The sequence below is a fragment of the Aquisalimonas sp. 2447 genome (genome assembly GCF_012044895.1).
Taxonomy (GTDB): domain Bacteria; phylum Pseudomonadota; class Gammaproteobacteria; order Nitrococcales; family Aquisalimonadaceae; genus Aquisalimonas.
Window position 1 is genome coordinate 3785748 of record NZ_CP050695.1, and the last position, 13227, is coordinate 3798974.

Consider the following 13227-nt stretch of genomic DNA (forward strand, 5'->3'; position numbering starts at 1 on the left):
TTTTTTAGGGGATCGGGAAAGCCACCTTCACCATTTATTACTCTAATTCAGTGGCTTATAAACTTAATGTGAGGGCAGCCGGGCCCACCACCCTCGCTGCCCCCCTACCCGACCGGTTTCGCCCATCCGCGATCATGACTCCGCGGTGACGGCCTTGTATGGTGTGCGGGCGCACCAGGCGCTGCGATGGCATCACCGGACCGATGACGCTTTACCGACGAGTATTCCCCCTCGAATCCCGCACGTTTCCCGGAAAACGCTGGGTGGAGACCGGTCTGCGCACTCTCCACCTCATCGGCACGGCGGGGATCGGCGGCGGCTTTCTATGGGGTGCGGATCCCTCGCAATGGATGCCGTTCCTGTGGCTGACCGTCGTCAGCGGCGCGGCCATGGCCGCTCTGCAAGTATGGGGAAACGGCATCTGGCTCATCCAGATCCGCGGTCTGGCGGTATTCGCGAAACTGATCCTGCTCGCTGTCATGGCGCTCGCAGGCACCCGGGCCGACCTGTTCATCCTGGTGATCGTAATCTCGGGAATCGTCTCCCATGCACCCGCCAACCTGCGTTATTTCTCGCCATTGTTCATGCGGCGCATCGAGCATCTGTAAGGGCGCTTGAGCGGGATGCCTGGCCTGATTCGGTATACTGGGATCTTGCTGACTCCGGAGGAAGTCGCCGATGCTCGATCTCTTTCTCGAGTATCAAAACCTGTTCTGGTGGATGGCGGCAGCGTCGATGCTCATGCTGGTGGCCGGTGTGTTCATCGTGCCATGGGTCGTGGTGCGCCTGCCCGCCACCTACTTCGCTCACCGTCACCGCGATGAGCGCGTGGTCGGCCGGCGTCACCCAGTGGTAGGGGCTGTGATTCTGGTGATCAAGAACACGGTGGGGCTGGTCCTGGTCCTGGCCGGTATCGCCATGCTGGTACTCCCTGGCCAGGGCATCCTGACCATTCTGGTGGGGCTGACGCTGCTCAACTTTCCGGGCAAATACCGCCTGGAACGGTGGATCGTGACGCGCCCGGCGGTGCTGGAGCCCATCAATTGGCTGCGCAGGCGCCGGGGGCGGCCGCCGCTGGAGTTCTGAACCTACGCTGTGATGTGCTCCAGCGCGAGATTCGCCTGATCGGAGAAGTGCAGCACGCTCTGCACCGCTTCGCCATCCAGCAGACGCCGGCTGGGAATGCGGTCGGTGTAGATGACGCCGATCTCCCGCTTGCGGATCACCAGGGGCGCCAGCACTGCATCCAGGCCACCGATGCGGCGCTGGAACAGTTCTGCGTGATACCGTGCCTGTTCTTCGGTGCCCAGGTTCATCAATTGCAGCACGCTCTGGCCATGCAGTGCGGCGCGCACGACGGCCATATCCGCGCCGGCGAGATCACCTCCCAGAGTCTCTGCCACAGCATCCACCTGGTCCCCCACCGCGTAACGCACCTTGAGCGCCGTCCGTTCCTGGTTGTAGATGGCGATGAGGGTGCGGTCCATACCGACGCCGCGGTGCAGACCTTCCAGAATCATCTCCAGCACGGTGTGGGTGCTGGGGCGCTCGCGCATCGCTACGGAGAGCTCCCGCAGGATCTTGAGCTGGAGCACCGGGGCGGGACGATGGACCCGAACCGCCGCCTCATCCTCCGCAGACGCGGCGGCAGTTGCCGGCGCCGCGGCAGCCTCCGGAATGCCAAAGGCCTCGGCGATGCGTACGCTCTCCTCGCGGGCCTGCCCCAGAAGAGAACGCACGCGCGCCGTGGTGACGCCGCATTGGTCCACCACCACCTTGACCAGATCCGCAACCGCATTCGACTGCCAGCCGTGCTGGCGAACACCGGCCTCGATACGATGCCCAAGACGAATGCAGCCAACCTGCCCCTTGGCGACATCGCGGCGGGACTGCAGGGTGTGCTCGATGAGATCTCCGAGGCGCCAGGAGCGTGCCAGGTAACCGGATAGCTCCTGCAGCCGGAACCCCAGCACCTCGCGCTCCAGCAACGCCGAGGGCTGATCCTCGCGCGCCAGCCCCTGCTCCATGGCGCGCGCCTCCGCCTCATCGCAGAAGCACCAGAAGGCCATTTCGCCAAGGCGCAGCAGCAGGGCGGCAACAAAGACCTGCTCGGTCCCGGCCATGCCCTGCTCCCGTGCCAGCAATCGCGCCTGGGTCGCGGCGAACACGGACTCCCGCATGATCCGCAGCAGGCGCTCCCGCGTGGAGCCGCGCAGCAGGGTATCGATCACCGACAGCGATATACCGATGGTGCGCACGGTGTCGAACCCCAGCAGCACCACTGAGCGGCTGATGGTGCTGATCTCCTGGCCGGTGCGGTTGAACAGGGCGCTGTTAGCCGTGCGCAGCACGCCGGACGTCAGCGCCGCGTCCTGCAGGACCACCGTGGCCAGTTCCTGGGTGGAGGCGTCGGTATCGGCGGCGATTTCGCACAGTCGCTGCACGGTCCGGTTGAGGATCGGCAGATCCTCGTTGTCCAGCCGTGCCAGCCAGCGCTCCAGTGCTTCAGTACTCGATATTTCGGTGGTGCGTGCCATGGCCGTATTGTATGGAGCCAAGAGCGGGGCGACCGGACCTGATTCACACCCGTGGCCGACAGAAGGCACGGGCCACCACCACAGCAACAGCGGTGTTACGCTGTTTATCCTGGTGGTATCACGGCATCCGATGAGGGCAGGCACCCGTAATGATTCAGGCAAGCGACCCGCTGCTTCCACCGGGAGTCGCCGAGAGAATCCTGCAGCACACCTCGGAGGGCGTGCTGCTCAGCGATTACCGGCACCGGATCTATTGGGTCAACGAGGCCTTTACCCGCATCACGGGCTACCCGCTGGAGGAACTCCGGGGGCAGCCGATGACCATTTTTCGGAGCGGACACCACGACAGCGCGTTCTATGAGGCCATCTACGCGACCCTCATGCACCAGGGCTACTGGGAAGGGGAAATGTGGCGTCGCCGCCGCGACGGCCAGATCTCGCCGTTATTCGTCAACGTCACCCGAATCGAGGGAAAGACGCCGGAAGACACCTATTTCGTCGATTTCGTGACCGATCTCGCGGACTACAAGCGGCATGAGCGGCGTGTCGAATTCCTTGTGGGCCATGACGCGCTCACCGAACTCCCCAACCGTGTTCTGTTACAGGATCGCCTCGAGAGTGCTCTGGGGCGAGCTCACCGCCACGGCAGAAAACTGGCGATCCTCTTCGCTGACCTGGACAACCTCAAGGAGATCAATGACTCCTACGGACACGCTGTGGGTGACGCCGTGCTACGGGAGGCGGCCTCCCGGCTTCGCAAAGCAACACGGGAGGAAGACACCGTCGCCCGCATGAGCGGGGACGAGTTCGTGGTCCTGCTGGAGAATCTGGATAATCCCGCGGACGCGGAGCGTGTCTGCGAAACCATCCACCAGGCATTTACCCGTCCGCTGAAACATGAGGGCAACCAGCTGCGCATGGCCATCAGCATCGGAATCAGCCATTATCCCGGTGACGGCGCCGACACCGACACCCTCCTCGCCCACGCGGACGCGTCCATGTACCGGGCGAAGCGGGCCGGAGGTGATGGTTGGGATCGCGGCGCGCCGGAGACCAATAACCAGCAATAGCCCCAAAGGCGGAGAGCCATGTCGGACACAGTCAAATTCCTCCTGGATGAAACGCGCATCCCGCGCCACTGGTACAACATCAATGCCGACCTGCCGGAGCCCATGGCGCCGGTGCTCCACCCGGGCACCCAGCAGCCGGTGACGGCGGACGATCTGGCACCGCTATTCCCCTACGGCGTGATCGAACAGGAGATGAGCACCGAGCGGGAGATCGAGATTCCCGGTCCGGTGCGGGATGTCTACCGCCAGTGGCGCCCGGCACCGCTGTACCGCGCACGCCGCCTGGAACAGGCCCTGGGGACGCCGGCACGCATCTATTACAAGTACGAGGGCGTGAGCCCCACCGGCAGCCACAAGCCCAACACGGCCGTCGCGCAGGCCTTCTACAACAAGCAGGCGGGGGTGAAGCGCATCACCACCGAGACCGGCGCGGGCCAGTGGGGTTCGTCGCTGGCCCTGGCCGGCGCCATGTTCGGTCTGGAGATTGCCGTGTACATGGTCAAGGTGAGCTTCCAGCAGAAGCCCTATCGGCGCGCGTTAATGGAGAGCTTCGGCGCGACCTGCATCGCCAGCCCCAGCGACACCACCCAGGCGGGCCGCGACGTCCTTGCGGAGCACCCCGACAGCACCGGCAGCCTCGGGATCGCCATCAGCGAGGCGGTGGAGATGGCCGCCCAGCGGGACGACACCCGCTACGCCCTGGGCAGCGTGCTCAACCACGTCCTGCTGCACCAGACGGTCACCGGCCTGGAGGCAAAGGAGCAGCTGGCCATGGCCGGCGACGATCCGGACATGATCATCGGGTGCACCGGCGGTGGCAGCAACTTCGCCGGCATCGCCTTCCCGTTCATCGGTGAACACCTGCGCGGCGGCCGCCAACGCGAGATCATCGCCGTGGAGCCTTCGGCCTGCCCGACGCTGACCAAGGGCAAGTTCGCCTACGACTTCGGCGATACCGGCCATCTCACACCGCTGACCAAGATGCACACGCTGGGATCGGGGTTCGTGCCACCGGGCTTCCACGCCGGCGGTCTGCGCTACCACGGCATGGCACCACAGATCAGCCATCTGGCGCACCTGGGCTACATCAACCCGCGCTCCTACAACCAGCTGGAGTGTTTCGCCGCAGGCCTGGAATTCGCCCGCGCAGAGGGCATCATCCCGGCACCGGAGGCCAATCATGCCGTCAAGGCCACGCTGGACGAGGCCATCCGCTGTCGTGAGAGCGGGGAAAGCAAGGTCATCCTGTTCAACCTCTGCGGCCACGGCAATTTCGACATGCAGGCCTACACCGACTATCTGGCCGGCAACCTGAAGGACCTGGAGTACGCCGAGGATGAAGTCGCCATGGCGCTCTCCGGCCTGCCGTCGGTCAACAGTGGCTGATCATGGCTGAATTACTGGTCATCGCTGCGATCCTGGCCGTTGGTGGCGTGGTCTTCTGGCTGCGCCAGCGCAGCGGCCGCGTGATCGACGAGCACAACGACGCCCTCACCCGCGCCTGCTCCGGTGACCGTGAGCAGGCGCGGCGCCTTGAGGATCTGGAGCACTCCCGGACCAGTGAGCCGCTGTCCCGCAAGGAGGCCCGACAACGCGCCCTGGAGCGGTTGATCGACGATCGCTCCATCTGATTGTCTTCAAAGGTTCACGTAATCGTCACGGGCTTGTAACGCGCACCCGTTTCGGGCACGCTTGCGGCGGCTCACGTACAAGGGTGCTCGACCACGCATGGCCCACCCCGACTCGTCACTATCCGACCCTCTCGATTCCGCTCTGTCCCGCGCCCGGCAATCCCCCGAGGCGCCTGCCTGGATGCGGGGCCTGTACGCCGGCCTGTGCCTCTACCTGTTCCTGTCCGCGCTGAACATCATGAGCGGCGGTCTCGGCGTTTTCGGGGACCAGACCGATTTCATGGAGCGGATGTTCGCCTACGGCGAGAATCCCTTCATTGCGCTCATGGGAGCCGTACTGGTCACGGTGCTGGTGCAGAGTTCGTCCTTCACCACGGCACTGATCGTCACGCTGGTCGCCGGCGGCGACATGCCGCTGGGCACCGCCGTGTACGCCATCATGGGCGCCAACATCGGCACCTCGGTCACCGGGGTGATCGTCTCGCTGGCCAACATCCGCATCCGCAGCAACTTCCGGCGCTCGTTCACCGCCGCACTGCTGCATGACTTCTTCAACCTGCTCACGGTGGCCCTGCTATTCCCGCTGGAGTGGATCTCCAGCCTGTTCCACGAGCAAGGCAGGGGGCTGATCACGCGGCTCGCCAACACGCTGAGCGACTGGATCGGCATGGAGGAAGTGGCCAACCCCAACAGCCCGATCAAGGTGATCACCCGGCCCATGGTGAACCTGTTCGACTGGCTCACTGGCCTGGTCATGCCCACCACCATGGCCCATGGGCTGCTCATGGCGGGCCTGGGGCTGCTGCTGATGTTCGTCGCCCTGGTGTTCATGGTGCACAACCTCCGTGGCGCGCTGCTGCGCCGCATGGACGGCCTGTTCCGCACCTACTTCTTCCGCACAGATCTGCGGGCCTACCTGGTCGGAGTGTTCTCGACGGTGATGGTGCAGTCCAGCACCATCACCAGCAGCCTGATGGTACCGCTGGCCGGCGCCGGGGTGGTGCCCATGATCCGCGTGCTGCCGTTCATGATCGGCGCCAATCTGGGAACCACCGTCACCAGCATTCTCGCGGCCACTGCGAACCCGGTATCAGCGGCCATGACCGTGGCGTTGTTCCATGTGTGCTTCAACATCATCGGCAGCGCCATCTGGTATCCGCTGCGCCGCATCCCCACCGGCATGGCCATGTGGTACGGCAACCTGGCCGCGGAATCACCCAGGTACGCCTTCCTGTTCCTGGGCCTGATATTCTTTGTCATACCGGTTGCCGGCATTGCGCTGGTGGAACTGTATATAATCCACGGATAATGCCCCGAGGGGTCACGGAATGTTTCGACAGCTATATACGGCGCTGACATCGGACAACAGCCTGGATCAGGCCTTCTCCGAGCTCACCGAAATGCTCGACCACGCGTCGTGGATGTTCATCCGCGCCAACAACGTCCTGCACAACTCGGTGCCGGCGAAAGACGTGCGCGACAGCATCTACTCGCGGGACCGCGCCATCAATGAGCTGGAACGCTCCATCCGGCGCAAGATCCTGCGCCACCTCACCGTCAATCCCGGCTACGACGTGGCCATCAGCCTGGCGCTGATGAGCGTGGCCAAAGACGCCGAGCGCATCGGTGATTACTGCAAGAACGTCTTCGAGGTAGGCCAGTTCTACACCCAGGGCTTCCATGTGCCGAAGTACCAGGAGCCGCTGGACCAGGTGGCGGATCACACCATCGAGATGTTCCGCCTGGTCTCCCACGCCTGCCACTCCTCGGATGAATCCAAGGCCCGGGACGCCATCGCCAAGGTGCGGACCATCCGCCAGCAGTGCGACTGGGTGATCCAGGAGCTGTTCGCCGACGAGAACGAGATCGAGTTCCACGAGGCCGTCGCCTACTCCCTGCTCGCCCGCCACTACAAGCGCGTCGCAGCCCATCTGGCGAATATCGCCACGGCAGTGCTTGGCCAGCTGGAAGACCTGGACTTCTACGACGAGGACTAGTGTCCTGCGACCCGGGTTTGTTGCAGTCCAGCGCCTTCGCGGCGCCGGGGCATGGCGCGGCTCGATTGATTCCGTTGAGGGCGCCGATAGACCCACGCCATCAGGTTTGCCGATAGCATCGAGACCCTTTACCGTATCCATCCACTGGCCGTTCTGGTTGCCGCCGGGTTTCCCCCTCTACCCGGCGTCACCTCTCACTCCGACCGACGGCCGCATGCCAGAGCGCCACACCCACGGGAGCGACCCATGCGCTACACCGCCAAACAAGGTTTCCGACACGATGACACCCCCCGACTCGGCGTGCTGGTTGCCAACCTGGGCACGCCGGATGCGCCGGATACCCCGTCACTGCGCCGTTACCTGGCGCAGTTCCTGAGCGACCCCCGGGTGATCGAACTGCCGCGGCTCTACTGGCGGGCGATTCTGCACGGCATCGTCCTGCGGACGCGGCCAAAGAAGTCCGCAGCCGCCTATCGCGAGGTGTGGACAGACGACGGGTCTCCACTGCTGATCACCGGCAGGGCACAGACCAAGGGCATCGGCGAACGTCTGGCGCAACGGCTGGAAGGACCAGTCGCGGTGGAGCTGGGCATGCGCTACGGCAGCCCTTCCATGGCCGAGGCACTCCAGACGCTGCGGGATGCCGGCGCCGAGAGGCTGGTGGTATTACCGCTGTACCCGCAGTACTCGGGCAGCACCACCGCATCCACCTTCGACGCGCTCGCCGACGAACTCAAGCAGTGGCGCTGGATCCCGGAACTGCGTTTCATCGGCCAATACCACGACGACGCGCGCTACATCCGCTGCCTTGCCAACAGCATCCGCGAGCACTGGGAGCAGCACGGCATGGGCGAGAAGCTGCTGTTCACCTTCCACGGCACGCCCAAACGTTACCTGCTGGATGGCGACCCGTACCACTGCCAGTGCCACAAAACCGCCCGCCTGGTGGCGGAGGAGCTGGAGCTGCCCGACGACAGGTGGATGGTCTCGTTCCAGTCCCGGTTCGGCAACGAGGAGTGGCTCAAGCCCTACACCGACGAGACAGTGATCGACTTCGCCAAGGGCGGCATGAAGACCCTTGACGTCATCTGTGCCGGTTTCTCGGCCGACTGCCTGGAGACGCTGGAGGAGATCGAGGGCGAAAACGCCGAGTACTTCGAGGAAAACGGCGGCGAGGAACTACGCTACATCCGCTGCCTGAACGACCGGAGTGACCACCTGGACATGCTCACCGAGCTGCTCATGGAGCACGTCCAGGGCTGGCCGGAGGCGGGCGGTCCGCCCCGGGGACTGCGCGACCCGGACGCAACCATGGAACGGGCCAAGGCGCTGGGCTCCGAAGTGTGATCAACGTCCCGCCGCCAGGACGAGACGCTTGCCCGGAACCGCGCTATGCAGGCACGCTTGCAGCGAATGTAAAGGATGGCCTATGAACACTGGTTCTTTCGCAAAGCTGGCGGCATCGTTAATCCTTGGAGGCTGCGTCACAGCAGGGTCGGCAATGGCCGGGTCGCTCACGGTGAGCGGCGGGCTGGCTGCCTACGAAGATGACGCTCTAACCGATGTCGTCTTCGGCCCCACACTCGCCATCAACGGACGCATGGATAACGGTCTGTACCTGCGAGCTCAGGGCATGTATCTGGAGAACAGCCAGAACGAAGAGCGGTTCGACGACGACCGCGCCCAGGCGTTCCGCGGCGACATCGAGGCTGGCATCGCCCGCCGCGCCCACCCCTGGTTCGATGTGATCATGGCCCTGGAAGGCGCGCACATCGACCGGGACTGGGCACGCAGCCGCACCGATGGCGGTGCTTCCGTTGGTTTCCGTGCACAGCGCGACGATCTGGAAACCGAGGTACAGGCGCTCTATCGTTACCCGAACCGCGGCGACGAATCCGGCCAGGCGGGGATTCGCTTCCGTACTGGCGGCGTGATTCAGGACTCGGGCTGGGGTGCCGGCATCGAAGTCAGCTGGCTGACTGACGAAGTGTTCGGCTCCGCCGTTGTCCACCGGCGTTTCTAGGCGCCTTCAAGCCGCGGAGTCCCGGAATCCATGAAGTGGCTCACGCAGATGATGACCCTTGGGGCAGGTTTGCTCCTGGCGGCAACCGTATCGTCGCAGGTGTCGAAGAGCGATAGCACGCCTTCCCGCGACGACGCCCCCATCCTGACACTGATTCAGGACCGGGAACGCCACCAGCGCTCCCTCCGGGACATCGAGCGCGAACACCAAATGTACGATGTGGAACTCCGCCACTTCGAAGGCCTGGAAGGGGTCTTCACCGGCGTCAGGCTGGACCGGTTCCTGGAGGCCGAAGGCCTGGACGAGGCGCGGCGCATACGCTTCATTGCCGCCGACGAGTACACCATCTTCCTCACCCCGGAGGAGATCGCCGACAAGGGCTTCCTGCTGGTGACCCGGTTCGACGGCGAGCCGCTGCCCGCCGACAACCTCGGCCCGCTGCTGCTGGTGGTCCCGGAGGAGGAAGAGGCCGTCCTCGCCGGCGAAGTCACGCCAACACACTGGATGTGGTCCATCATCGAAATGCGGGCGCGCTAAATGCGCTCCCCTGGCGCGTTCCGGGCAGCCCTGCTCGGCTGTTTCCTGTTGCTCACGGCGGTGGTGGTCACGGTCACCTGGCTGTTCGTGAGCAACGCCGGCAAGCACATGGGGGCGGATTACACCGCCTTCGCCAGCAACCTCGTACGCGGCCAGTACGAGACGGCGCTGCTCAGGCGCTCCACCGAAGCGTTTCTCGATCACCCCAATGCGTTTCACCAGGAACGGATCCTCCGCACCCTGGATACCATCCGCAGCCGCGAGGGCACCACCCGCGGCAACCTGGAGCGGCGGGAGCTGGACCAGGAGCGGTATGAGGACATTCTGGCCGAGTTCGATCATGTCAACGAGCTGCTCCCCGAACTGCGCCAGCTCACTGAGGAAGCCCTCGCCGACCCCGATCGGCACGACGAGCTGGAGCTGGTGGCCATGGAGGTGGAAGACACCCTCGCCTTCATCTACAGCCAGCTGCACGCCCTGAACCACGACGCCTCCGGACAGCACCTGCAACTGACGCGCTGGCTTTCGGCAACGGTAATCGGTCTGGCGGCCCTGGTCCTGGTGGTGATCGCCGGCCTGCTGTGGACCATGGACAAGGTGGTGCGTCAGCGCGCGGCGCTGGAACGGCTGACGGTGACCGACACCCTCACCAATCTGCCCAATCGCCGCGCGCTGCTCCAGCGCGTGGACGACGCCCTGGCACATGCCGAACGGGCCCGGGAACCGGTGAGCCTGGCGCTGATCGACATCGACTACTTCAAGGCCATTAACGACGCCCATGGCCATCCGGCGGGCGACGTCGTACTGCGACATTTCGCCGCACAGTTGCGGGACCTGGTCCGGCGCAGTGACACCGTGGCCCGCCTGGGCGGGGAGGAGTTCGGGCTGCTCATGCCGGACACCGACGAGCGCGGTGCCCGCGAGCTATGCGAACGCATCCGGCGACGGGTCGCGGAGACACCCCTGCCACTGCCCGGCGCCGGTCAGGCGCTCACTGTCAGCATCGGCCTGGCCGCGGTTGGCCCGGGAGAGGCGGCGAGCTTCAACACACTTTATGTGCGCGCCGACCAGGCCCTTTACGAGGGCAAGCATGGCGGGCGGGATCAGGTGGTGACTCGGAGCTGAAGGTGGATGATCAAAGCCCGTCATGGTGGACCTTCAGGTCCACCATCGCGGGCTTTAGCGAGCCATCTTGGCAGGCATGTCGGAAGAAGGCGGACCTGAAGGTCCGCCCTACGACCTACGGCTTCTGGCGGGTCAGGCGCAGGATGCCGGCCAGGGCGATGAACATGCCAACGAAGAGCGTGGCGTAGGCGCCCATGGAGAGGAACAGGCTGGCCGGCAGGGCGTCGGCAACCATGGCCAGGAGAACCGCCAGCGCGGCCAGCGCCAGGGCGGTGCCCAGCAACAGTCGCAGGATACCCCCGAACACGAACACCCCCTACCGGTGCAGCCAGCAGGCGGAGTAATGCTGCCGCCGCGGCTCCAGCAGGCCCGGGTCGTGCACATCGCAGGTGCCACTCATGAACTGCGGGCAACGGGGATGGAAGCGGCAGCCCGCCGGCGGGTGCAACAGGCTGGGCGGCTCACCACTGGGCACATCCCGCATCTGCTGCGCGTTGGCCGCGTCCACATCGGCGATGGCCGCCAGCAACGACTGGGTGTAGGGGTGCTGGGGATGCGCCAGCAGCTCGTCCACCTGGGCCTGCTCGACAATGCGCCCGGCGTACATGACAAAAATCCGGTCGGCGAAATGGCGCACGGTGGAGAGGTCATGGGTGATGAAGGCGAGCGTCAGCTCGCGCTCCGTCTGAATGCGCCGCAGGAGATTGAGGATCTCCACCCGCACCGAGGCGTCCAGCATGGAGACCGGCTCGTCGGCGATGATCATGGACGGTTCGAGCACCAGGGCGCGGGCAATCACCACCCGCTGCTGCTGACCGCCGCTCAGCATGTGCGGGAACTTGTTGAGAATGGTCTCCGCCGGCCCAAGCCGCACCTCGTCCAGCACCTGGCGGATGCGCCGCTCGCGCTCGCCGGCATCGGTGACGCCGTGCACTTTCAGCGGCTCGCCCAGCAACCGGCGCACATCCATGAACGGCGGCAACGCACCGTACGGGTCCTGCTGCACATAGCCGACACTGGCGCGGTACCACTGCATATCCTTACCTTTGAGGCCTTGCAGCCGATGGCCCTGGAAGGTGACTTCACCGCCGGTGGGCCGGTGCAGGCCCAGCAGCGTGCGGGCCAGGGAGCTCTTGCCGCAGCCGGACTCGCCCACGAACGCCACTGACTCGCCCCGCGCCAATTCGAAGCTCACGCCGTCCACGGCGCGCACCGATCCCACCCGCAGGAACCCCCACTGGCGCAGCTCGAACCAGGTCTGGAGATCGCGGACGGACAGCAGTGGCCGGCTATCGGTCTGCGGTTGCGCTGCGCTCATCGGTTGCCTCCTCCGGCTGCCTGACTGCCCCGGGCGTGGAGCCAGCAGCGCACCGAATGCCGGTCACCCACGCGAATGGGTTCCGGGTCCCGGGCGCAGCGATCGAAACGCTGCGGGCAGCGGTCGGCAAACCGGCAGCCCCCAGGCAGATCCATGAGATCCGGGGGCTGGCCGGGGATATGCGTCGGCTCCTCCCGCTGGCGCAGCCGCGGCACACTGGCCATGAGCATCTGCGAATAGGGGTGGGCCGGGTCATGGAAGAACTCGTTCGCGTCGGCCACTTCCACCACCTGACCGGCATACATCAGCGCCACCCGGTCGGCGATCTCGCTGGAGGTGGCGACGTCATGGGTGATGAGCATGAAACTCGTACCCTGCTCGCGCTTGATGCGCTTGAGCACATTCATGATGCTGGCCTGGGTGAGCACGTCCAGCGCGGAGGTGGGCTCGTCGAGGATCACCAGCTCCGGCTCGGTGACCAGCGCCATGGCCAGCACCACCCGCTGGCGCATGCCGCCGGAGAGCTCGAAGGGGTAGCGCTGCAGGAAGTCGGTGGACACGCCCACCTGCTCGAAGGTCTGCGCCACGCGCTCCAGGGCACGCTGGCGCGACCAGCCCAGGTGCACACGCAACGGCTCGGCCACCTGCTCGCCCACCCGCACCACCGGGTTCAGGGAATTCATGGCGGCCTGCATGACCATGGACACCCGCGTCCACTGCACGTCGCGGCGGAAGGCCTCCTCACTCAGGCGCATGATGTCCGTGTCGCCCAGCATCACCTGGCCGGAGAAGCGGTGAACGTTGCGCGGCAGCAGCCGCAGCAGCGCCTTGGCCAGGGAGCTCTTACCACAGCCGGACTCCCCCAGCACCACCAGCGCCTCGTTGGCGCGAATGTCGAAACTCACACCATCCACGGCCTGAGCCACGCCGCGCCGGGTCTGGTAGGCCAGGCGCAGGTCGTTCACGCTGAGCAGGGGCTTCTGCACCAT

Annotated in this window: 15 protein-coding genes; 11 read left to right on the forward strand and 4 right to left on the reverse strand. The window is 65.3% G+C overall.

Annotated elements, in window-relative coordinates:
• Window positions 1-263 precede the first annotated feature (263 nt).
• On the forward strand, window positions 264-608 hold the full coding sequence (locus KU884_RS17970; protein WP_254432115.1) for a hypothetical protein: 345 nt from the start codon (window positions 264-266) through the stop codon (window positions 606-608).
• 70 nt (window positions 609-678) lie between these two features.
• On the forward strand, window positions 679-1086 hold the full coding sequence (locus KU884_RS17975) for a PGPGW domain-containing protein (RefSeq protein ID WP_167783903.1): 408 nt from the start codon (window positions 679-681) through the stop codon (window positions 1084-1086).
• A 2-nt stretch (window positions 1087-1088) separates the two neighbouring features.
• Here the strand turns inward: KU884_RS17975 and KU884_RS17980 are convergent, their stop codons facing one another.
• Window positions 1089-2537, reverse strand: a complete 1449-nt coding sequence (locus KU884_RS17980) for an HDOD domain-containing protein (RefSeq protein WP_167783904.1) — start codon at window positions 2535-2537, stop codon at window positions 1089-1091.
• A 149-nt stretch (window positions 2538-2686) separates the two neighbouring features.
• On the opposite strand from KU884_RS17980, the gene KU884_RS17985 reads away from it, so the two are divergent.
• From KU884_RS17985 to KU884_RS18025, 9 genes are all read left to right on the forward strand, one after another.
• Window positions 2687-3607, forward strand: coding sequence for a GGDEF domain-containing protein (locus KU884_RS17985; RefSeq protein WP_167783905.1), 921 nt, complete (start codon window positions 2687-2689; stop codon window positions 3605-3607).
• Window positions 3608-3625: 18 nt separating this feature from the next.
• Window positions 3626-4993 (forward strand): TrpB-like pyridoxal phosphate-dependent enzyme, encoded by a 1368-nt coding sequence (locus tag KU884_RS17990; protein WP_167783906.1) that lies wholly within the window; start codon window positions 3626-3628, stop codon window positions 4991-4993.
• A gap of 2 nt (window positions 4994-4995) precedes the next feature.
• A complete protein-coding gene (locus KU884_RS17995) occupies window positions 4996-5238 on the forward strand; it encodes a hypothetical protein (RefSeq protein WP_167783907.1) in 243 nt (80 codons plus the stop codon).
• A gap of 97 nt (window positions 5239-5335) precedes the next feature.
• Window positions 5336-6547 (forward strand): Na/Pi cotransporter family protein, encoded by a 1212-nt coding sequence (locus KU884_RS18000; protein WP_217351392.1) that lies wholly within the window; start codon window positions 5336-5338, stop codon window positions 6545-6547.
• 19 nt (window positions 6548-6566) lie between these two features.
• On the forward strand, window positions 6567-7235 hold the full coding sequence (locus tag KU884_RS18005) for a PhoU domain-containing protein (RefSeq protein WP_167783908.1): 669 nt from the start codon (window positions 6567-6569) through the stop codon (window positions 7233-7235).
• Window positions 7236-7481: 246 nt separating this feature from the next.
• Window positions 7482-8582, forward strand: coding sequence for a ferrochelatase (gene hemH / locus KU884_RS18010; RefSeq protein WP_167783909.1), 1101 nt, complete (start codon window positions 7482-7484; stop codon window positions 8580-8582).
• Between the two features lie 154 nt (window positions 8583-8736).
• On the forward strand, window positions 8737-9258 hold the full coding sequence (locus KU884_RS18015) for a hypothetical protein (protein WP_167783910.1): 522 nt from the start codon (window positions 8737-8739) through the stop codon (window positions 9256-9258).
• A gap of 30 nt (window positions 9259-9288) precedes the next feature.
• Complete coding sequence (locus tag KU884_RS18020) at window positions 9289-9795, forward strand: molybdopterin-dependent oxidoreductase (protein WP_167783911.1); 507 nt, start codon at window positions 9289-9291, stop codon at window positions 9793-9795.
• Window positions 9796-10920 carry a GGDEF domain-containing protein gene (locus KU884_RS18025; protein ID WP_167783912.1) on the forward strand — a complete coding sequence of 375 codons (1125 nt, stop codon included), beginning with the start codon at window positions 9796-9798 and terminating at the stop codon, window positions 10918-10920.
• A 115-nt stretch (window positions 10921-11035) separates the two neighbouring features.
• Here the strand turns inward: KU884_RS18025 and KU884_RS18030 are convergent, their stop codons facing one another.
• Genes KU884_RS18030 through KU884_RS18040 form a run of 3 tightly spaced genes read right to left on the reverse strand, consistent with a single transcriptional unit; the run spans window position 11036 to window position 13227 of the window.
• Window positions 11036-11227 carry a hypothetical protein gene (locus tag KU884_RS18030; protein WP_167783913.1) on the reverse strand — a complete coding sequence of 64 codons (192 nt, stop codon included), beginning with the start codon at window positions 11225-11227 and terminating at the stop codon, window positions 11036-11038.
• Window positions 11228-11236: 9 nt separating this feature from the next.
• Window positions 11237-12238, reverse strand: coding sequence for an ABC transporter ATP-binding protein (locus KU884_RS18035; RefSeq protein WP_167783914.1), 1002 nt, complete (start codon window positions 12236-12238; stop codon window positions 11237-11239).
• Entirely contained in the window at window positions 12235-13227 is a 993-nt protein-coding gene (locus KU884_RS18040) for an ABC transporter ATP-binding protein (RefSeq protein ID WP_167783915.1), read from the reverse strand. The genes KU884_RS18035 and KU884_RS18040 overlap by 4 nt, the downstream gene beginning before the upstream one ends.